Source organism: Carboxylicivirga caseinilyticus (genome assembly GCF_050589785.1).
In the GTDB taxonomy this organism is placed as follows: Bacteria; Bacteroidota; Bacteroidia; order Bacteroidales; family Marinilabiliaceae; genus Carboxylicivirga; species Carboxylicivirga caseinilyticus.
On the sequence record NZ_JBNGOX010000016.1, the window covers coordinates 1 to 23,569 of the forward strand.

Below are 23,569 nucleotides of genomic sequence, written 5' to 3' on the forward strand. Positions count from 1 at the left end.
AAATTGTTTTAAGATATATTGCGGGGTGGAGCAGTTGGTAGCTCGTTGGGCTCATAACCCAAAGGTCGTCCGTTCGAGTCGGGCCCCCGCTACTATAAAGCCTTGGAGATTTTTCTTCAAGGCTTTTTTTGTATTCATTAGTTAGTTTTTTAAAGTTGAGTTGAAGAAATTTTTTCTTCCGTTAACTAATGGATTTTACTAAAAACCTTATGTAACCTCACTTTACATCGCTTCTACAATAGCGTAAATTTGCAGCATATATCCCGACAAAATAAACAATCATGTTATGCAAAAAAATTTACTTCGCTTTTGCAACGGCTTTTACACTTGTTGTTAATACAATGGGACAACAGCTTCATGTCCCTGTTAATTACTCCAGCATTCAGACTGCTATCAATGCAGCAACTGAAGGTGATACTGTTTTGGTAGCTGAAGGTACCTATTACGAGAACATTAACTTTAATGGCAAACCCATTACCGTGGCCAGTCAATTTATACTAGATGGAGATACCTCGCATATTTCCAAAACCATTATTGATGGTAGTCAGCCTGCAAATACAACAAAAGCATCTGTTGTGACTATTACCAATATACCTAATGGTAAAGCAACATTAACGGGTTTAACCATAACAGGTGGCTCAGGCTCATATGTCTATTTTGTTAATGCAGGAAGATATATGGGTGGAGGCATCTATATCAATGGCAATGGTGCAATTATTTCAAACAACCATATTCAAAAAAATATCTTGTCAAGAAATGTAAATCTACATGCTGCCGGAGTTGCAGCTATTTTAAGCGAGAATGATACCTTAATTGTTGAAAATAATTTAATAGAGAAAAATGAGATAATATCTGATAAAATGTGTGGAGGTGGAGGTCTGTGGATCTTTTCTGGAAGAAATTCATTTATAAGAGTTCATGACAATACAGTTCAATTTAACAAGGTTACCAGCAGTGCCGATTATAAAGTTACTGCTGGTGGAATAGCGGTCAATACAGAGTATGCTTATGAGGCGGATGTTCAGATCTATAATAATATTGTATCGAATAATGAATTACATTGCTTATCAAGCATTGGAGCCGGAATTTATGTGACTTATAATAGATTTGATGTAACCCCATTAACTTCAACCCAAGTTAGAATTTTTAATAACATTATTTCAAATAACTATTCGCAGGACAAAGGTGGAGGTATTGGAGTCTGGAATCTGGCATACGATATGGTTTCCAATTCTTTGAATTATCCTGCCGACCCTGTCATTGTCAATAATACCTTGTATGGAAATGAAGCAACCGAAGGTTCAGGTGTATTTAATTACGATGCAAAAACTGTAATGATTAATAATATTTTATGGGATAATATTCCTTCTTTATCAGGAATGGAAATTTTTCAGGATAGTATTGATGATTATAATTTCCCAAACGGACCTTATTGGCCAATTCGCAAGAATTTTGGAACTCTGCATTTAAACAATAACTGCATAAAAGGTGGATGGCAACCCGGCCAAGAAAATGTATGGGAAGGTACATGGATTGGAGAAAATAATATTGATTCAGACCCGATACTTAACACTGAAACCTTTGAATTATCAGAAGATAGTAAATGTATTGGAGCCGGAGTAGATTCCATTCAAATTGATGATGCGTGGTATAAAGCACCACCTTATGATTTTAACGATAGTATTCGTCCACATCCAGTTGATAAATTTATGGACATTGGTGCTATTGAATCACCTTATGCAAATACACCTTATTTCTATCTCGATGAAAATGGAGTAACCATAAAATGCCTCCGTTGCCAACCAGGCGATAAAGGAATTGTAGGCGAAAAAGAATACGAAGCTGTAGACAGGGCTTTACTTGAACAACGCCGGGATGAGGACGCTGATTTAACCATACTGTGTACTTCGTTGGTCACTGATATGGGTAGTCTATTTTATAGAATGTCAGAGTTCAATCAGGATATCAGCTCCTGGGATGTGAGTAAAGTGATAAATATGTGGGGTATATTTAGCGATGCTCGTAGTTTCAATCAGGATATCAGCTATTGGGACGTAAGCAATGTATCTAATATGACTTCAATGTTCTCTTCTGCAACTTCATTTGATCAAGACATAAGTGGATGGAATGTGAGTCATGTTACAGATATGGGTGGGATGTTTAGTAACGCAGAAAACTTTAACCAGAATATTGGTTCCTGGAAAGTAAGTAATGTGACTGATATGGGTCGTATGTTCAATGCAGCAGCTTCATTTAATCAGCCCATAAGTGATTGGGATGTAAGTAATGTTACAGATATGAAAGCAATGTTTTCAGGGTATTATATACCTGATCAACCGTGGCCTGTGGTTGTAAACATGAAATTTAATCAGGATATCGGTGATTGGGATGTGGGTAAGGTTACTGATATGTACAGCATGTTTTCCTGGGCCAAAGATTTTAATCAGGATATTGGTGACTGGGATGTAAGTCAAGTAACTTATATGGGCCAAATGTTTAATAAAGCTGAGTCTTTTAACCAGGATCTTTCTAATTGGTGTGTACAAAATATTACTAGTGAACCTGATAATTTTGCAACTGATTGTCCTTTACAAACAGAATATTACCCGATTTGGGGATCCTGTCCACCTGCAACCATAATTATAAATAATAATGAGACAAAAGACAAGATTGCCGTTTCTCCCAACCCAATTAAATCAACAGCTTTAATAGAAACAGTTGCAGATAAACCAATCCAACGATTCGAACTGATCGATCTTACAGGCAAAGTGGTTCGTAATTATAGCAACATCAACAGCCATAAAACCGAAATTAACTGCAGCCAATTGAATAGCGGACTTTACCTGTTAAAAGTTTATGCTGATAAGGTTTATATTAGAAAGGTGATGATAGAATAGAAATGATAAGAATTTAAATTAATATTTAAAGTCTTGAATATCTTCTTCAAGACTTTTTTTATTTTACAACAATCACTTCTAAACCGTAGATTAAACTCATAGACTTAATACCTCTATTAAAAATAACAAATTATTCTTGTTAAAATCAATTAATCTTTTCTACTTTGTACTTCAAAGTTCTTTTTTATACCATTTACTATGAAAATAAAATTAACTAACATTCAGGCAATAGGCATATTCCTATTCATTGCTTCAATCTTTATTTATTATCTAACTTCATTAGTATCTAATAACGATGCTCCTGTCTTCTTCATTAACTATATACTAGCTTCCTTCTACTTTCTGCTTTCATTTGGAGATTTAAAAAAAGGTTCGAAAGTATATAAAATGAAAATTCCCAGATTAAACTGGCATATATTACTTTCTATCCTCGCAGTGAGTTGTTTTACATTAAATAAGACCATTGAAATTTTTACAAGTATACCAACATGGCTTGAAATTCTTCTATTCATAGGCCTATGTTCTTATATGATAATTGGAAGCCAGATTGAAATGCCAAAGTTTGCCAGCTATACATTCTCATTCTTTAGCGGCATCTCAATAACAATATTCCTCTATTATTCCATTATTTTAATCCCGTTTGCTCCTTTTGCTATTATTGGTCTATTTCTTCTTGGCTTGAGCATTCACTTACTGATTCCTTACTTCCTCTTGGCTACAACAATTGTTACTTTATACAGAAAGTTTATTAATGCACATATTAAGTCGGCCTTATTTGGAGTTTTGTTTGCCTTACTTTTCACAATCACTTACGTATCCATATACTCCTATCATCAAAAGAAAATCGAATCATCTATAATAAACATAGTACTAGAGGAAAAAGAGGATTTACCTGACTGGATTAGCTATGCCCAAAATTGCCACTCAGAATATTGGACTAAAAGAATTATTGGTCACGAACTATTATACGATGTGATTAAAAATTCATGGTGGAGTATGGGCTTTAACACAGGATCATTTTCAGAATTAAAAGTTCATGATCCTCTGGTTTCAATTTCAGCAGCATTCAACAAAACAATTTCATTAAGTAGAAAAGAGCGTATAAAAATAATCAACTCCATAACAGACTCCAGACATTACTCATACGAAAAACTATGGTCAGGAAAAGACTTAAATCAAAGCAATAAACTAACAGACATCAGAATATATCCGGAATACCGAATTGCTTATGCAGAACTTAATATCTGGACAACCAATAATAACAAATGGGAAAACAATCGACAGGAAGCCTTATATACTTTTCAATTACCTGAAGGTGCCGTTGCTACATCTCTATCACTATGGATAAATGGTAAAGAAGAAAAATCAAGGTTAACAACCCGAAAAAAAGCAGCAAATGCATACAAAACAGTTGTAGGTGTAGAGTTAAGAGATCCTGTTGTTTTACATTGGCAGGAAGGAAACAGATTAACTGCAACCATCTTCCCTTGTACTCCCAAAGAAGCACGAAGATTAAAAATCGGTTTTACCATTCCGCTTAAAAAGATTGATAACAAATTATTTTTTGATAACATAAGACTTCAAGGCCCCGACAGTAAATTTATGAGCGAAACCATTCACCTCAAAATAGTCGGAGAATCAAACAACCTTGAACTTCCTTCTTTTTTCAAACAGGAAAACAATAACCAATATATTTTTAACGGTAGTAAAAGAAATGACTGGAAGTTAAGCATGTCAGCTCCCGTTTTATCAGACAATAGCTTTAGCTTTAATAAGAAATCATTTAAGATGGTACCATTACAATACCAATCAAGTTTAAAACCTCAGTCAATATATCTCGACATAAATAAGTCGTGGAATAAAAGTATTATTAGGACTATCATTAACAAAGCCAATAACATACCCGTTTTTGTATATGATAATGAAATGCTTCAATTGACAAATGAAAACAAGGACCACATTATAGATAGGCTGTTGAAAAATAGTTTTTCAATATTTCCTGTTCATAAAGTTACCCATTCTAATGCATTGTTAATTACAGAAGGAAACATCCTATCTCCTGTTCCTTCTGAACTAAAAGGCTCTTCATTTTATAAAGTATTAACAAATTATATTGGACAAACGGAAAGTGAATTAAAAACCATTGTTATTGATGGAAAAAAATCAGCATACATAAGCACACTAGAGCAATACAAAGCTTTGGATTGTCAAAATATTTCAGAAAAAACCATTAAAGAACATTCCATAGACAAATGGTTTAAAGAATATAACATTGAAGATAAAGCTGTAACACTGTCAATGTCAGAAGTACAAATTGTTCCAGTTGATCAATCTGAAGAAGATATTACAAAAAAAGAAGCTCCGTCTCATCTCATGCGTCTTTATAATTATCATTCAATACTTCAACAGGCAGGACATCTCTTTCTTCAGGATGAAATTGAAATACCAGAAAAAATTTACGACCTGTGTCAGGAAGCATATATTGTCTCTCCAATTTCAAGCTTAATCGTTTTAGAAACCATTGAAGATTATAAACGATTTAATATTGAGAAGAATAAAAACAGCTTACAAAATGCAACATTGAAAGATTCAGGAGCGGTACCCGAACCTGAAGAGTGGGCATTGATTCTAACATTGGTTATAATAATAACTATATCATATCTGAAATTTAGAAAATAAAATCTTTTACCAGAATGATAAAAAGCACATTATTAAAACCACTCATTACCGAGCAAAAAAAGCTAATTACGTTGCTCTTAATAATTTCAGCATCAATTCCTGTTTTTCATAATTTTGGTGGATTAAGGTTTGAGCAACTTCTGTTTCTACTTGTTATACCTTTTACAACTCAAACCAGTGAAGATCTGAAAGGCCCTGCTATTTTTATTGTTGGGGCCATTCTTTTCTTTTTCATTTATTATTTAACTCACATTTATACCAGCTTTTATCTGGCGATCTGTTTTTCTGTTTTTTCAGGTATATATTACTTAGGATTCTATCCAACTAAACTTTCAGTTCTTTTAGCAGTAATTACAGCTCCTGTTGTTAAGTATTTATTAAGCATATTCAGTTTCCCGATCAGACTAAAAATTACTGAATTTGCCGGAGGCTTATTAAACTTTATATATAATGATATTGAAATATCGGGAAACTCTATATATAAGTACGGTAACGAATTTACTGTAGCTGAAGAATGTTTAGGGCTGAATATGATTAGTACCAGCTTAGTATTCTCAATCTTTATTATAGCTCTGTTTTCAAAAAAGCATAAACAAAAACCGGGCATTTCATTAAGTGTAACTATTCTGACATTAACCTTGTTTCTTGTGGTAATTTCAAACCTATCACGAATAGTTTTGACAGTGATATTTGAAGTTTACCCTGGTACTATCTTTCATGATTTAATCGGTATAATCACTATTGTAATCAACTGTTTTATTCCTATAATAATAATCACTTTTTTACTTAGAGGTTTATATATTAATAATCACACAAACAACTCATCTCATTCAAAATTCAATCCAATTTTATACATACTTCTTTTATTAACAATTGGCAGCAACGTTATCTACTCTAACAGTTTGCAACCTTCTTTAAGCACCTCAGAAATTAACATTGAAGGATTTAATAAGTCATTGAGCAAAGACGGTGTTTTAAAGTTTGAAAACGGAGATCATCTAATTTACATCAAACCACCTTCGTTTACACTTGGTTCAGATCATAGTCCGTTTATATGTTGGAAGGGAGCGGGATATAAAATTAAGAACGAATCATATATTAATATCGACAACCATGATGCACTCTCTTTTGAATTAATTAAAAACAATGATCATTTATATTCGGTATGGTGGTACAGCAATGGAGAAACAAATACAATTAGTCAATTAAACTGGAGATTAGCAACAATTAAAGGAGAAGCCCCTTTTTATTTGATAAATATTACAGGAACATCAGAAGAATCTGTACTTAAAGCATCAAAAGATTTTTTAAACAAGCAAATCATAGATTCATCCCACCAACGTATCTAGATTTGAACATATATAATACAAACTTGTTTATTATTCAAACTCTTAAAAAAGCAATACAATGAAAAGATTCGTAACTTTATTGGTAATCCTTTCTGCGATTACAATATCAAATATAAATGCTCAACAAATGGATAAATATTATTTCAGTAAAACCATAAATCTGCCATTCGAAGAGGCAAGTAATAAGATAAAAGAAGCACTTGCAGAACAAAAATTCGGCATCGTTACCGAAGTCAACATGCACGAAAAGTTTATAGAAAAAGGTATTGATGCCAATGCAAAACCCTATCGTTTATTGGGTGCATGCAATCCTAAACTGGCATACGATACTGTTTTGGCCGAAGAAAACATCGGATTATTTCTTCCGTGCAAAGTATTGGTTAAATACATTGATGATAATACAACAGAGATTGTAATGATTGACCCAACTGTTGTAATGGGTACACTCGGTAATCCTGAATTAATTCCGGCAGCCAAGAAAGTTACTGAAAGCTTCAAGGCTGCTCTTGACAATATTTAATTTCATATTACACGCAACAATAAAACAGTGTTTCTCTCAAAAGGAACACTGTTTTTTGCTTTTATGGTTGCGTAACAACCTGCCAATCATCAGTTCTGAATGGCAAAGCTGGTAATCCAGCCGAATTCATCAGGTTACAATTTGGATTATTACCCCAGGCATACCGAACAGCAATGGGGCGGTTAACCATATCAGAACTAATAACAACCTCAGATCCTTCAATAATTGCTTCGGCCCAATAAAACATATGATCTTCTCCGGCAATAGCAAACCCCTTTACTGATTCATTATTTTTCGTAAGCAGTCCTTCAGCGGTTCCCGTAAATCGGATACGTAACTTATTACCTTCCTTTGAAAAATCTTTAAAGACAGGTCCGGAAGCAACAAGATCCATTTGATAGAAACTTTTAGCAACAACATTTGCCAATCTTTCACCCACAACTGTTTTATTTGTTGGATGAATATTATCACCCGTTCCACAATCAATAATACAGGTCATCGCTGTATTGGGTAAATGCAAAGCTTCAGTCTGCGATTCTCTTAAAACAGCCCACTTACCATCAGAAGGCTCATCATCCGTTTTCATGTAATTAGGTAATTGAACCAATACAAAGGGTAAATTGCCCTGTTTCCAATTAATGCGCCAGTCATTAATCATCAAAGGAAGCATCTCACGATATCGGTATGCTTCTCCTTCGTTATTCTCACCCTGGTACCATAAAAAACCTTTTAAACCATAGGGATGAATCGGATGAACCATTGCATTATAAATAAAATAGGGATACTGATGATAGTATTTTACTTTTGGAATTGATGGTTCAAGATCCTTTTTATATGTCCAGTTACCGGCCAGACTTATTTTCTTCTTACCATTCGACAAATAAATATCCTCTGCCGGACGATTTAATCCACCTCCTCCCCAGAGAGCAGCAATTCGTATGGCAATAACATTTTCTCCTTTCTTAATTATTGAAGCTGGTACCTTATAGTCATGAGTGAGATTGGCATTCCATTGCGTTTTACATATCCCTGTTCCATTAAAATAAACTGAATAGTTCATCTCAGGATGCCCAAGGTTTATGGTTAAATCTGTCCCTGTAAAATCCCTTTTCAAGTCCACGGTTTTACGCAGCCAGATCATACCTTCATAAAAATCATTCTCCCATTCTGAGACAACTCCAGGAACAGTCACTTCCCTCCAATCAGCATCCTTATACTGGGGCTGAGAAAATAGCGAATCTACATTATTTTTAGGGTTATAGACAATATCCCAAAAGGTATTGATATCAACCGTATCTTTTTGAAAATGGGCATAGGTTATGGTGTCGTTCTTCTGAGACAGACCTCTTGTAAAAGCATTTGTTTGCAACATTTCTTTACTTGTCCAGGCTTCTACAGGCGTTCCTCCCCAGGTACTTTGAATAATTCCGACAGGTACTCCAATCTTCGGTTGAATGTTCTTGGCAAAATAATATGCCACCGCTGAGAAATCTTTTACACTGGACGTATCACAAACTTCCCATGAAGTTTTCTGGGTGTTTTCGAGTGGTTCAAGACTGACTGCATGAGGAATCTGACAAAAACGAATGTTATTATTGAAACTATTGGGTATTTCTGTTTCAGCACCATCCGATTGCTGTACCTGCCACTCCATATTTGATTGTCCCGATGCAAACCATACATCACCAATCATTACATCTTTAAAGACTTTTGTATTTTGGTTATTGTCAGACTCTGAGATTTTCATCTCATACGGTCCACCAGCATTCATTTGAGGTAGATAAACTTCCCAACTCCCTTCTGCATTCGTTGTCACTTCAACAATTGATCCATTCAACTCAATAGTAAGGCTAATACCCGGTTCAGCCCATCCCCAAACGACTATTGGCTTTTCACGCTGCAACACCATGTGATCGCTTAAAAAATAGGGCATAGAAATTTGTGCACCAACACCTAACGGTAAAACAAGAAGTATAAAAAGAGCTACTATTTTATTCACAACAAATTGTTTAATGGGTTGTATTTACTATCAAATATAATAGGAATGAATGAGAGAATATAAAGAATATCTTAGGTCTACGAATGAAACCTAACAGAAAGAAAATCATCTATCACATTATCATTCAATTAGTAACTACCAATAAAATATAAGTCTTACACTTATCAAAGTAACATTACGAACAGAAAATAAAAACAAAAAAGGCATCAACTAATTGTTAATGCCCCTTCATTTCATCAGAATATTCAAATTTTAGAATCTGTATTGTAAGGTCGCTCCTAATCTTGCAAATGAACCATCCATCACTGTAAATCTTACTTCTGGTGCTAAATTTAAATTTTCAGTGATTGCATAATTACCTCCTACACCTAGATTTACACCAACTTCGCTACCTGTTTGATCAGGTATTGTGTATCCCATAATATCTATTCCCTCTATTTTCCAGAATGTAAGTCCCAAACCGGCAAGTCCATAAATATTAAACTTTTCGCTCAACTCATGAAACACATAATGTGCATCAAAATCAACTATATTATATGATACATAATTCTTCTTGAAAACATGAGTAAATCCGGCAGCTCCTTCCCATTGATTGGTAAAAGAATACACTCCATTAATAGCAACACCCACATTATTTATATCGGTAGCATAAACTAAACCGGCACCCACACGTAATTTTGAACCATCAATTGATTGAGCAAAAAGACCTGTTGAAAATAAAAGAGTGAATAAAATTAAAAGATTTCTTTTCATCTTAATAGTTTTAGTGTTTTACATTTATCAAATGTAATATATTCTAATAGGAAATAAAATAATATTTCTTAATTCCATTGATCACATTGATAATTCTGTTTTTTTCATTTTGATTTAACCCTGCCCTTTGTCATACCTTTTGATAACATATTGATGTAGATTTGTTACTTAGCATACATATCTAAACATATCACCATGAAAAAAATATCATTTTTCTATTTATTTGCTATTATCAGCACTTTGGTTTCGGCTCAGACTAAAGTAGAATTTAATAAGTGGAAGGCATCTAAAGTCACTCAGCTTTACAAACCAATATTTTCAGATCAAAACTCTGTTGATAACAAAGCATTTAAAAACTCAGAACTACTTAAAAATATCCAATCTGTTGAAGCTGTCCAATTGAACAATTGGGATGAGATAACTATATCCGAAGACAGTATAATCAAGCCTGTAAACAATACCAATCAGGCTATCTGGATCGAAGGATTTATTAGCAGCGACAGATACACCAAAGCTACTCTTGAGATTACTTCCAATGGAATATATGAGCTATATCTTGATGGCAAAAAATTAAAAACACAGGAGTCAGCTTCAGTAAAGGAAGTAAAAACAGAATTGACACTAAGCACTGGAAATCATTGTTTGCAGGTTAAACTTCTAAGTCTGGAAAACCAACTGAAGTACAAAGCAACGATTAATACCAAAGAGGATAGTGAAAACCAATTAAGCTGGAGCACTAATAACCTAAGAGGATTAACTATAAATGACATTCTGGATGGTAATTCTATCCAACGCTTCAGCATTTCACCATCAGGCAAATACCTGATTATAAATGAAAGTGAGGTTTTGACCGGATCGGGAAAGAGAATTAGTAGCATGAAAATTTTTGATGTCATTAAAAATAAGACATTACAAACCTACCCTGAAGGTGGCCTGTCGGGCGCCCAATGGCTTCCTCAAAGCGATAAGATTTCGTATACCATTAAAAAAGGAGATCTAAGTGATATACATGTTCTTGATGTTGTAACTGGCGAAGATAAATTAGTTGCTGAAAAGATTGATGATTTAGGCTATATCAACTGGTCACCCAATGAGGAATATGTAATTTTTAGCCGATCACTGCAAGCAGATAAACCAGGTGACCTAAAACGTATTTTCGGGAATGATGATCGCCTCCCATATTTCCGCAGCCGAAGTTTTTTGTACAAACTGGATCTTAACAGCGGAACCGTTCAACAATTGACAGCCGGCTTTTTGTCGACCAGTCTGCACGATATCAAACCAGATGGTTCAAAAATATTATTTTCAACCCGTAACATGGATTATACAGTTGTGCCGTTCTCAAAACAAACCTTGTTTGAAATGGACATCACTACGTTTGAACTGGATACCATCTGGAAAGATAAATTATACGGTGGTAGCTGTCAGTATTCGCCGGATGGAATAAAGTTATTGGTAAGTGGATCACCCGAAACATTTGGCGAACTTGGGGTTGATGTCAACAACGATCATTTGCCTAATTCGTACGACGGACAGCTTTACATCTACGATCTAAAGACTCAACAAGCAGAAGCCATCACCAAAAAATTTGATCCTTCAGCTGGAACGGCTATCTGGAAATCTAATAATGAAATTTATTTGACTGCCAGTGACAAAGACCTGGTAAAACTTTTCAAATACGATCTAAAAACCAAAACATATAAAGCATTTTCGCTACCTGTGGAGGTAATAAGCCGCATTGACATTGCTAAAAAAAGTTTGATGGCCGCGTTTAATGGCACAAGCATCAGTACTGCAGATAAACTGTACACCATCAACTTAAAAAATGGCGAATCAAAACTGGTATCCTTCCCTAAGGAAAAAGAACTGAGCGAAGTTACTTTTGGCAATACTGAAAGATGGGATTTTGTAAATAAAACCGGAACCAACATCACGGGCAGTGTTTATTACCCCAAAGACTACGATCCTGCTAAAAAATATCCTTTGATTGTTTATTACTACGGTGGAACCTCTCCTACCTCCAGAAGTTTTGGTGGAAGATATCCGAAAAACATTTGGGCTGCCAATGGTTATATGGTATATGTTTTGCAACCGAGTGGAGCAACTGGTTTTGGACAGAGTTTCTCGGCTTTACATGTAAATGGTTGGGGAACCGACGCCATTGATGATATTATTGATGGAACCAAACAGTTCCTTGCTGCTCATCCAACAGCAGATTCCGAAAATGTAGGTTGCATAGGTGCTTCTTACGGAGGTTTTACTACCATGATGCTTCAAACACGAACCGATATTTTTAAAACAGCAATTGCTCATGCAGGTATCAGCGACATCAGCAGTTACTGGGGAGAAGGTTACTGGGGTTATTCCTACAGTGCAGGGGCCACCAAAAACAGCTACCCATGGAATCGTCGCGATATTTATGTGGATAACAGTCCGTTATTTAATGCTGATAAGTTTCAAAACTCCATTTTGCTTCTACATGGAACATCCGATACTAATGTTCCTGTGGGTGAGAGTTTGCAGTTTTACGCTGCCTTGAAGATTTTAAATAAAGATGTTGAAATGGTTTTGATCGATGGTGAAAATCATCACATACTGGACTATTCAAAGCGCATTAAGTGGCACAATACCATTATTGCCTGGTTCGATAAGATGTTAAAAGATCAACCTGAGCAATTCAATGAAATGTATCCGGATAAAAACCTATAGCTACTTTTAAAAAATATGATATACTTCTGAGGCTGTCCGATAAGGATAGCCTCTTTTTTTTAACAAGTTTCAATAAAACTTTTGATCCATAAATCGACATAAATAAATTGCATATCATAACTTTAGCTTTTAATAACCATTCTTCAGGTTTTTAAAATGTATTTAAAATGATATCCGCATGATGAAACTGAATCGTTTAACCAAAATTTATGCGTTCTCTTTAATTACGATATGTGCAGTATCCTGTCATACTTCTTTAAAAGAAGAGAGTAAGCAGATGGATACATCAAAGCCCAATGTGGTAATATTTTTTCTCGATGATAGCGCATACGGCGACCTGGAACATAATGGAAATCCAACCATCAAAACTCCTAACATTACTAAACTAGCCGACGAAGGCATTAATTTCACTCAGTTTTATGTAGCAAGTCCTGCCTGCTCTGCTTCCCGATATAGTTTAATGACCGGACGCTACCCCAGCCGTTCAGGATTTGGCAGCTGGGTGCTTTCTCCAGATAGTAAAAGATATCTCCACGAAAATGAGTTTACTCTGGCTGATGGACTTAAGTCTATTGGCTACCAAACGGGTTTATTTGGCAAATGGCATCTGGGCTCGCCCAATAAAAATAACAACATGGCCGAAAAATCGCTTCCGCTTGCCCATGGTTTTGATGAGTGGCTTGGCACAAACGTCTCTCACGATTACAATGATGCCATGTTATTAAAGAGTAATCCTAAAGAGAACAAACCCATTAGCGGATATGAGACTCTTGCTACCAACCTGCCTTATGACACACTAACGATGGAGTCGTTAACGGATATTTGCACGCAGGAAGCCATAAGCTTCATCAGGCGAAACCAAAACAAACCTTTTTTTGCTTACATCCCTTACAACATGCCCCATCTCGGCTTATTTGTAAATAAAAAGTTCAAGGGTGTATCACGCAATGGTATATTGGGAGATGTTATGGAAGAGTTGGATGCAGCTATTGGTGATGTATGCAACACATTGACTGAGCTGGGCATCCGCGAAAACACCATTATTATTTTTTCATCAGACAATGGTCCATGGGTAAAATACAGTAACACTTCAGAAAGCAAATACGGTGATACCCGTTTACAGGTGGGGTATGCAGCACCATTCCGCGATGGTAAAGGCTCAACATATGAAGGCGGCTTACGTGTTCCGGGTATTATTAGCTGGCCTGCCTGCATCCAGGGAAATCGAAACGAACAAACACCAATTTCAACCCTTGATATTCTACCAACATTATTCGCCATTACAGGAGTTAAAGTGCCTGTTGATCATATTATTGATGGACGTGACATCAGACCCTTATTAATACCAGACCAATACAAAGAAGATCTGGGAGAATTCAAATTTTTCTATTCCTATGATGTTAATCAGCCCAATGCTGTTCGCAAAGGTCCATGGAAACTGCATATCAGAATTGGATCTCAAACAGGCAACAATTACGGTTACGAAGCTTCAAGAGAAGATCCACTTTTATTTCAGATAGAAGAAGACTTAAACGAAAAAGTTAACGTGGCTGATCAACAACCTGAAATAGTGGCAGACCTCCTCAACCAAATAGAGACCTATGAGAAACAAATTCAAGAAGAGGGGACTTATTGGGATAAAAAATAAACGCACCCTTTTATAAGCACATCCTCACCTATCTCAAAACGAATGTTTTATTTTCTGCATAAACGAGATACTTCCATTTGATTAATATTTCCATCACAAAAAATTTATGAGCAATGTCCTACATATTAATATCCGTCGATAAACACTAAAACCTGTTTAGTTGTTAATTTATAAACTCCTTTTGAGTGGGAGGCAAATACACCTGATAATACTTGCCTATGAAAAAGAAATTAAACAAAGAACTGGGATTGTTTGATGTTTTTGCCATTAGCACCGGAGCCATGTTCAGCTCGGGTTTCTTTTTACTTCCGGGTATAGCTTCACACTACACAGGCCCTTCCGTTTTCCTGGCATATATGGTTGCAGGCGTGTTGATTTTACCAACCATGTTCAGTATTGCTGAAATATCAACAGCCCTGCCACGATCCGGTGGAGCATACTTTTTTCTTGATCGTAGTCTGGGACCTTTATTTGGCACCATTGGAGGATTAGGAACTTACTTCGCATTGATGCTGAAAACGACCTTTGCCATTATTGGTATTGGTGCTTATGCTGCACTTTTCTGGAATGTTCCGACCAAGCTAGTTGCCATTGTTGCCACAATTTTCTTTATGGGCTTAAACCTGATTGGCGCAAAAAAGACTTCTGCCTTTCAAAAAATATTTGTTGTTTTTTTATTGGTCATATTAGTCACTTTTATTGCTGACGGACTTTATTCAATCTTCTTTAATGAATCTGTTAGCCAGACTTCCTTTGAAAGTCAGTTTACTCCGTTTATGTCTAACGGATTGGGTGGTTTATTTACATCAGCTGGATTTGTTTTTGTTTCATACCTGGGATTAACTCAGATAGCCAGTGTTGCTGAAGAAATAAAAAACCCTGAACGAAACATACCACTAGGTATGACTTTATCCTTGATTGTTACAGGACTTATTTACGGTGTCGGCGTTTTTCTGATGGTTGGCCTAATCGACACGGAATCATTTTCTCAGGAAATGGCACCTGCTGCAGTAGCTGCTTCCAAAATATTTAGCTGGCTTCCCGAAAATACTGGAGTAATACTAATGTCGATTGCCGCTTTGGCAGCATTTGCTTCCACGGGTAATGCCGGTCTTTTATCGGCCTCACGGTATCCATTTGCCATGGGAAGAGATAAATTACTGCCAGCCGTTTTGTCTAAAATATGGGGAAAAGGAACTCCTGCTGTTGCCATCTTATTCACAACCATCTTTATCATTTTATTTATTCTACTATTGTCGGAAGAAGGCATTGTAAAACTGGCCAGTACCTTTCAATTGCTGATTTTTATATTTATCAATTTCTCAGTTATCGTATTCCGAAACAGTAAAATTGAATCATACGATCCGGGATATACTTCACCTTTATATCCTTTTATGCAGGTAATTGGCATTATCATTTCCTTCTTATTAATAATCTATTTGGGTTGGATGCCTATTCTTTTCACTGCCGGAATTATTGTGATGGCTGTGATTTGGTATCATGTTCATTCGCGTGGAAAAGTTAAACGCGAAGGAGCAATTTTTCACTGGTTCGCCCTGCTGGGACAATACCAATACGATGAGTTGGAAAACGAACTTATGACCATTTTAAAAGAAAAAGGACTAAGAGAAGGTGATCCTTTTGACGAAACCGTTATTAACTCAAGAATAAGCATTGTAAAAACACCTACCAATCTGGGTGAGATTCTGGATAAGGTAACTGATTATTTTAGAACTGAATTGCAGTGTGATAAGCAAACCTTACGCGACAGGTTTGTACATTCTTTAGATGAAGATTCAGTAGTTGCTTTGCCCGGAGTATTGGTTTTTCATGTCAAAAGCAAAAATGTACTGCACCCTTCGATCTATACCATCGTTAGTAAAGAGGTGATTAAAGATGTAACTCCGTTTAAAAATCCGGAACCCTTTGCGCCTATACATATTTGCTGCTTTCTGATTAACTCCGATGAAAATCCAAAACAGCAATTACGCATGCTTTCCCGCTTGGTTGACATTATGGAAAGACCGGATATGGTGCAACACCTTATTAAAATGGACAGCCACCGTGCTATTAAGGAGTATATGTTACAAAACGAACGTTTTATCAGCATAAAACTATTGAAAGAAACAGCTCAGTCATCAATGATCGGACTTCAACTGAAAGAAGTAACGCTACCTAAAGATGTTTTGGTTGCCTTAATTGAAAGAGACAACAAAACATTTGCTCCAAACGGATCTACTGTTTTGCAGGAAGATGATATACTTACTATTCTGGGTGAAGAAAAATCAATATCCAAACTATTTAAAAGTTATATCAGCAATAATCTTTAAAACCGAATAAGAAATTATGAAAAACGTATTGAGAGCCTACACTTAACGGTTCTTAATTTGTTATGTGTTTTAAGATGCTTCTTTACAAATCGTAAATATTAATGGCAACTTAAAAGTCAAAACTGATTGATTTTTCATAAACCTCATCAATCACCTTAATAACGAATAATTACCCCTTCATCAACTCATTTTATCCATCCATCAAAAGCACTAAATAAGAGCATTTTACGCCCACCAATAGCTCAATCTTCCATTCATTGCGCGTCACTTATTGTTTAATCAAAAGAAGACTACCATTCATGTAAATCGGATTACATTATTTCTGTCATCGACGTTAAAATAAATAAGATTGACAACCTGTTAAGTATTATTTGCTGCATTATGAAAACAAAAAGAACATTTATCATTTACATTCTACTTTTAATAAGTAGCACGTATACGTATTCACAATATGAGCAATTCTTTAGAGTTGATGACAATTCATTATTAGCTATTGATTTACAAACAAATGCAAACTATGATGGAACCTGTCAACAATATTTCAATAATGATCAGATTGCATGGCAAATGACTTTAAAGGATGGTAAACCTGTTGAAATGAAAAACTGGTGTAAGAATGGGCAACTGTCTGACAGCACCATCTATATTAATGGATTTAATCTTTTTAAAAGATTTACTTTCGACCGTAAGGGCCGAATTGTTGCAGAAGAAATACTGGAGATGAAAAGTATCGCTCAAAGCAATGACAAACAGGTTTTGAAAATGGCTGGTAAAAAGAAATATGCTTATTCCACTGTTTACGAAGATTGCCTGTCGTATAAAAGTATTACGTATACCAGGGACGATACACCTCAATTCGTTTATGAAACCAGGTATGACAAAGCACAAACATTGTTGGTTCAGTATCATAAAAACGGAAACGTTAGCGATTCTACATTCTTCACCAATAAGTCAGTGAGTGAATCGAAATACATTCCTGTGAAGAATGGCAACAGTGTAGAATATGACCTGGCAGGAAATAAAAGCTCAGAAAGACGATTTGAAAATGATAAATTAGTGAAAGAAACCTTGTTTGAAAATGAAAATACAACCCTGGAATTGAATTATAACAAAGGCAAACTTACCAAAGATGCAATGTTAATTTCTGAAAATGGTGAAAATCAAAAAGTCTTTGTCAAACTGGATTGGCAGGGAAATCCCAAAGTTTACAATTAAGATTAATTAGCCTCAATAATAAATATATAGACTCCCTTGTTAATTTTTTACAAGGGAGTTTTTATTTCTATTGATATTATCATTCGTAAACAGATACCTTGCATTAGCTGGCTATACCTCCGAAATAATGCACAATAAAATTTCAAAATTCTCATTTTATTAATATAAAATAACCTTTGTTAACTAACAGTGTTTTTATAGTTTTATAATATCTATATGCGATCATTATTATATATTATAAAGAATGCAGTTTTTGGGATAGAATGAGTACTCAGTATATACAATAGTTGGGTTTAATTTTGAACGAAAGATACAAAGTGTATAATGAAAAGATTCTGGTTCATATTTTTTATCTTATTTCTGTCCATCAATGTTATTGGACAAGAAACTATCATAAAAACAGAATACTATAATAATTCAAAACAAGTTAGATCTCATTCATATGTTCTAAAGAGTGATTCTACAATAAAACATGGAGAAGCAATATATTACAAGAAGATAGACGAGCAAGATTACAAATATTTTAAAGGCAAAAATCATGATCGTTTAGTTGTTGCAAATGGTCAATTTTACAATAATATAAAAGTTGGCATATGGGAATTTTTCTTGAATCCCAAGTTTTATTACGACTTCAATAAGAACAAATTAATTACATTTCAATTACATAATTATCCAATATTAGCTTATGAATTAGGCATTCAAGGAGATGTAATAATTAAGTATGACATTGATGCGTCAGGACGGCTGAAAAATATTATAGGAATTCAAGGTGATTCTATTTTGATAAAAGGTACCATCAATAACTTTAATAAACTCAATTTGGGACAAGCCGAAAACCTAAAAATAATTGCTGAAATACTTGAAAATTGGGAAAGGAAAAACATAATTGATACTTTAAAGTATAGGTTAGAATAAAAAAAACATATACTGGAACAAAACAGGGCACAGCTTGCCCGTCCTTTAAACGGCAGACAAACACGCTTAAATCAAACTATATTAACCCATTATTAAACTTAAATGACTAACGCTAATAAGAACATTCGAGCTGGAAACTTCTTTATTGACTATCTTTTAGTTTTTATATTGACTTACATTTTTGATTCATTAACTCAGCATTATCTTGATTTAAGATTAGCACTGATGTTCTTTTATTTTGCATACTATCTAATTTTGGAATCAATATTTGGAAAGACTATTGGAAAAATAATTACAAAATCTGTTGTTGCTAATCAATCGGGTACAAAACCTAACTTCCTGCAGATTTTTGTTAGGACTTTACTACGGTTGGTTCCTTTTGATTTATTATCATATTTATTTGGTAGCGATAGAGGTATTCACGACATATTATCTAAAACTAAAGTAATAATGACAGAATAATAAACGTACACTAACTATTGGGATTAAGTATAGCTAGGTTTGCTCGTTCAGCAAAAGTTGTAACACATTATTATTTGAAAATATCGGTAAAATATTAGATTTATAAAGGATTTAAAGAATTAAGAAGTGACTTATATAGCCAAAGATTTTTATAGCTATTTCAAAGAGTGTTACAAACTGGATTACAAAGAGTTTACTATAGATAACATTTTAGCACAGAAATATTCATTTAAATGGTTTGTTTCCCAAAATGAAGAGTTAATTGGAGATGATCTTCCAATAATTCCGTACATCAATAATAAAATTACAGCTTGAGAAAGAGATTGAATTGTACAAGCTTGAAAAAAAATTGTTTTACGCTTGTCTATTTGTTTTAGGCAGTAATGAAAATCCTTTAATAACCGATAAGAGAATTTGTGCGCCATTACTTTTGTATCCAGCAAATATTCAAACCATTAATAATGAGAAGTTTTTAGAAATAGATAAAACCTCTTTTGTTATAAATAAATCGGTTTTAACAAAACTTGAATCAAGAAACGAAAAACTTTCAAAAGATTTGTTTATCAAGGATCTATCAGATTTGCTTTTAAGTGATATTAACAACTTGATTGGAGCTAAAAGTATATTTGATAAGTATTTTTCAAACCTTGATTCAGAAGAATTATTGCTATATCCAAGAGTTTGGTCTGTAAACAAAATAAGAAAGCATTTATCAGATAATCAATATCAAGATCATCAGTATAAAATTATTCCAGCTGCCGGTACCATTTTAGTTGATAAATCAGAATCATCATTGAGAGTTATAAGCGATTTAGGTGAAATGGCCAATAAGTCAATTCTTAATTCAAGTACTAATGAACTTTTAAGTAAAAGCGAAAAACAAAACAAGTTTGACTTTAGCTTTTATAAATCAAGATTGAATTCAGATCAATATAAAGCATTACAAAATGCTTATCAGTTTTCGAATTCCATTATTGTAGGCCCTCCCGGAACAGGCAAATCATACACAATTACCTCAATAATTTCTGATGCTGTAATTAAAAATCAATCCGTTTTAGTTGTTTCAAAAACAAAACAAGCAGTGGAGGTTTTAAGAACAATGTTACAGGATGATTTTAAACTGAAAGATTATTTAATTCATACCACTGGTACACATTATAAAATAAGTTTAAAGTCAAAAATTCGCAAATATTTGAGTGGAATTGCTTCAAGGCAAAACATTAGATTAAATGAATCTGCAATTAACAGGTTATTTGAGCGACTTGAGATGCAGGAGAATAAGTTTAATAAATTCATAGAAAGAGAATTAGAAAAATCTGATTTAGAATTCAGTTATGATTTAAACTTGTATGAGAAGTGGAGAAAGGTTTATTTAAAAAGTTTGACTTTTAATGGTGCAAAACTTTGGAATATTTTTGAAGAAATAGAAAGATTGTTAGTTCAATTAGATAAAGAAGTCAGCTCTTATTCAAAAAGAAAGATCCAAACTAATATTAAAAACAATTCGAGGACTTACAGAAGAGATATTGCATTGTTTTTCGATGCCCTTGATTCATCGAGTTTTACGGAGTATAAGAAAATACTTAATGGTGTTAAGCAACAAAATGTATTAAAAGTTTTTCCAATATGGCTTGCCAATCTTTCAGATCTAAACTCCGTTCTTCCATTGCAACCTGACTTATTTGATTTAGTAATAATTGATGAGGCTACTCAATGTGATATTGCTTCAGCCTTACCTGCGATTTACAGAGCTAAACGTTCTGTTATTGTTGGAGATCCGAATCAATTAAGACATTATTCATTTGTTTCAAAAGCACAACAGGAAAATCTTCAACAAAAGTTTAACCTTCCAGCCGACAAAATATTTGATTATAGAAACAGAAGTATACTTGATTTATTTGTATCAAAATTACAAAACCAAGATCAAGTAACTTTTTTAAGAGAGCATTTCAGATCATCTCCGTCGCTAATTGAGTTTAGTAACAAACAATTCTATGAAGGTCAGCTTGAAGTCTTGAAATCTACCCCCAAGCATACAACCCATAAACAAATTGAATTATTTGAAATAAAAGGAAAACGCAATGACAAGGGGATTAATGAAATAGAAGCAAGAGAAGTAATAAAAAAATTAGATGAACTAATTAAGGAATATTCTAAAGATAAAATAGCTCCTTCAATCGGTATAATATCTCCATTCAGTAGTCAAGTAAATTATATCAATAAGCTATTAAAAGAAAAATATGAATTAGATACTCTGAAAAAGTTCAATTTATTATGTGGTTCACCTTATAACTTTCAGGGTTCAGAGCGAGAGGTCATTTTAATTTCATTTTGTTTATGTGATAACACTCATCCATCAGCATTTATCCATGCAAATAAACCTGAGGTACTTAATGTAGCAATCACCAGAGCTAAATCATTTCAGTATATTTTTAAGTCCGTGTCTGATTCTGCTCTAAAAAAAGACTCTTTACTATACCAATATTTTAAATTTATTAAAGACTTCTCTCATACAAGTAATGAAGATATAGAATTAGATGAATTTCAGAAAGAAGTAATTACCGAATTAAATAAGAAGAAATATGAAAGTGTAAAATGTGGATATCCTCTGGCTGGCTGCTTATTAGATATTCTTGTAACTAATAAAGACCAAAACTATTTTATTGATCTTATTGGATATCCAGGAATGTTTAAAGAAGCATTTTCATTAGAACGATACAAGACTTTAGCCAGAACAGGAATAAAAAGTATGCCTTTACACTATAGTTATTGGAAAAAGAATAAATCAGAAGCAATTAAGAAATTAAATGATTTTATTCAATAAAACTCCGTTATCACACATACAAAAGCCTGCTAATCAATAGACTGCAGGCTTTATTGTGACCCTAAGTGGTCAAATTTCGAACTACATACTCGAAGATTTAGAGGCAATTTCTAATGTAATCCGTAGCGGAGTACTTGATTAACTTATTTAAAGTCCGAGATATGTTAATCAATCCACTTCAAATAAATTCAAACGAAAACTTTCAGCAATTTTCAGCTAAAATTATATATTTGTCTTTGCTAATTGTCAAGGGTGTAATTTTTATAATTATGCCGAAAATACATGTCGATTCTTTTAAAACAAGCTCCGTTCAGGGGCTTTTCGTGTTTATAGTCCCTAAGTGTTTTTTGATTTGTTGCCTTATGTTTCGATTTGTTTTCCGAAATATCAAGGTTCAACACTTGCATTCTATTCTCACCGTCAATTCCTCTAAAAATATATCAGTTATCTAAATAAAATTCATCGCTATGATAAATCGCAGAACAATATTAAAGCAAGAGTTAGTTACAAAGTTATATCCTAATAGTGTCTCAATTAAATCTGCCATGCAGCATCTGAGGCGTGAGATAGATACATGCCCTGATTTAAAAAGGCAAATTGCTAAAGCTGGTCATACCAAACGTCACTACTATAACAAACAGCAACTTTTATTAATACTCGACCATTTTTGTGTTGAGCCGGAAGAGTTTGAGGAGCTGTAATACTCCATATTAGACAATACTCCATCCCCCGAAATGAGTAGTCAATTTTTTGTTTAATTAAAATTTAAAATTATGAAGATTAGAACATTTAATGTTTCGGCAGATTTGATGGTTGAATTTGCCGGGTTATTGGGAGAGTATGAACTTGAAGGTGCAATCATTGGCACTAATGAAGATGATGAAATCCTTGTTAAAGTAGAATACGAACCAGAGGAACACAGCCAGGCGATTCTTGAAATGATTGACCATTTAGAAGACCTGGACGAAGATTACTCACAAGAAGATGATGAGTAAGGTAATGGTAAGTTATGGGTTAATATTATTAGCCCATAGCTTAAAACTAATACGTTCAGAATCCCTCTCTTTTGCTCTATGGAACTGAAAAGTCTATTAGAAGTAGGTCTGAGTTAAAATCACAAAAGGAGTTTTTAAAAAATAATAGATGAGTAGTAACTATTAATAACTGCAACACTTAAAAAAGTAGCTGTTTAGTAGAATTTAATTGCTCACAAAAGGTAATAATAGCTGCAAAGTTGGTCATAATAGCTTTTTATAGAAAGATGTACCT

Annotated in this window: 16 protein-coding genes and 1 tRNA gene; 15 read left to right on the forward strand and 2 right to left on the reverse strand. The window is 34.1% G+C overall.

The window, feature by feature from the left end:
• Positions 1-19 precede the first annotated feature (19 nt).
• The 5 genes from ACRD62_RS09970 (at position 20) to ACRD62_RS09990 (ending at position 7,445) form a co-directional block, all read left to right on the forward strand.
• A tRNA-Met gene (locus ACRD62_RS09970) sits at positions 20-92 on the forward strand.
• Between the two features lie 189 nt (positions 93-281).
• A complete protein-coding gene (locus ACRD62_RS09975; protein ID WP_430819981.1) occupies positions 282-2,897 on the forward strand; it encodes a BspA family leucine-rich repeat surface protein in 2,616 nt (871 codons plus the stop codon).
• Between the two features lie 198 nt (positions 2,898-3,095).
• Positions 3,096-5,576 carry an XrtN system VIT domain-containing protein gene (locus ACRD62_RS09980; RefSeq protein WP_430819982.1) on the forward strand — a complete coding sequence of 827 codons (2,481 nt, stop codon included), beginning with the start codon at positions 3,096-3,098 and terminating at the stop codon, positions 5,574-5,576.
• Positions 5,577-5,590: 14 nt separating this feature from the next.
• Positions 5,591-6,925 (forward strand): exosortase N, encoded by a 1,335-nt coding sequence (gene xrtN / locus ACRD62_RS09985; protein WP_430819983.1) that lies wholly within the window; start codon positions 5,591-5,593, stop codon positions 6,923-6,925.
• A 58-nt stretch (positions 6,926-6,983) separates the two neighbouring features.
• A complete protein-coding gene (locus ACRD62_RS09990; RefSeq protein ID WP_430819984.1) occupies positions 6,984-7,445 on the forward strand; it encodes a DUF302 domain-containing protein in 462 nt (153 codons plus the stop codon).
• A 61-nt stretch (positions 7,446-7,506) separates the two neighbouring features.
• Here ACRD62_RS09990 and ACRD62_RS09995 read toward each other — a convergent pair whose 3' ends face one another.
• Positions 7,507-9,444: a sialate O-acetylesterase gene (locus tag ACRD62_RS09995; protein ID WP_430819985.1), complete on the reverse strand. Its 1,938-nt coding sequence runs from the start codon at positions 9,442-9,444 to the stop codon at positions 7,507-7,509.
• A 252-nt stretch (positions 9,445-9,696) separates the two neighbouring features.
• Positions 9,697-10,197 carry an outer membrane beta-barrel protein gene (locus tag ACRD62_RS10000; RefSeq protein ID WP_430819986.1) on the reverse strand — a complete coding sequence of 167 codons (501 nt, stop codon included), beginning with the start codon at positions 10,195-10,197 and terminating at the stop codon, positions 9,697-9,699.
• Between the two features lie 195 nt (positions 10,198-10,392).
• Between ACRD62_RS10000 and ACRD62_RS10005 the strand changes: the two genes are divergently transcribed.
• From ACRD62_RS10005 to ACRD62_RS10050, 10 genes are all read left to right on the forward strand, one after another.
• Positions 10,393-12,906 carry a S9 family peptidase gene (locus ACRD62_RS10005; protein ID WP_430819987.1) on the forward strand — a complete coding sequence of 838 codons (2,514 nt, stop codon included), beginning with the start codon at positions 10,393-10,395 and terminating at the stop codon, positions 12,904-12,906.
• Positions 12,907-13,084: 178 nt separating this feature from the next.
• On the forward strand, positions 13,085-14,554 hold the full coding sequence (locus tag ACRD62_RS10010; RefSeq protein ID WP_430819988.1) for a sulfatase family protein: 1,470 nt from the start codon (positions 13,085-13,087) through the stop codon (positions 14,552-14,554).
• 218 nt (positions 14,555-14,772) lie between these two features.
• On the forward strand, positions 14,773-16,884 hold the full coding sequence (locus tag ACRD62_RS10015) for an amino acid permease (protein WP_430819989.1): 2,112 nt from the start codon (positions 14,773-14,775) through the stop codon (positions 16,882-16,884).
• Positions 16,885-17,265: 381 nt separating this feature from the next.
• The gene (locus ACRD62_RS10020; RefSeq protein WP_430819990.1) at positions 17,266-18,099 is read left to right on the forward strand and encodes a hypothetical protein; all 834 of its coding nucleotides are present in this window, start codon (positions 17,266-17,268) and stop codon (positions 18,097-18,099) included.
• A 324-nt stretch (positions 18,100-18,423) separates the two neighbouring features.
• Complete coding sequence (locus tag ACRD62_RS10025) at positions 18,424-19,014, forward strand: energy transducer TonB (RefSeq protein ID WP_430819991.1); 591 nt, start codon at positions 18,424-18,426, stop codon at positions 19,012-19,014.
• Positions 19,015-19,116: 102 nt separating this feature from the next.
• Positions 19,117-19,476 carry an RDD family protein gene (locus ACRD62_RS10030; protein ID WP_430819992.1) on the forward strand — a complete coding sequence of 120 codons (360 nt, stop codon included), beginning with the start codon at positions 19,117-19,119 and terminating at the stop codon, positions 19,474-19,476.
• A gap of 126 nt (positions 19,477-19,602) precedes the next feature.
• A complete protein-coding gene (locus ACRD62_RS10035) occupies positions 19,603-19,791 on the forward strand; it encodes a hypothetical protein (RefSeq protein WP_430819993.1) in 189 nt (62 codons plus the stop codon).
• A 13-nt stretch (positions 19,792-19,804) separates the two neighbouring features.
• Positions 19,805-22,300: a DEAD/DEAH box helicase gene (locus ACRD62_RS10040; RefSeq protein ID WP_430819994.1), complete on the forward strand. Its 2,496-nt coding sequence runs from the start codon at positions 19,805-19,807 to the stop codon at positions 22,298-22,300.
• 467 nt (positions 22,301-22,767) lie between these two features.
• Positions 22,768-23,001, forward strand: a complete 234-nt coding sequence (locus ACRD62_RS10045; protein ID WP_430819996.1) for a DUF4248 domain-containing protein — start codon at positions 22,768-22,770, stop codon at positions 22,999-23,001.
• A 72-nt stretch (positions 23,002-23,073) separates the two neighbouring features.
• Positions 23,074-23,295: a hypothetical protein gene (locus ACRD62_RS10050; protein WP_430819997.1), complete on the forward strand. Its 222-nt coding sequence runs from the start codon at positions 23,074-23,076 to the stop codon at positions 23,293-23,295.
• Positions 23,296-23,569 lie beyond the last annotated feature (274 nt).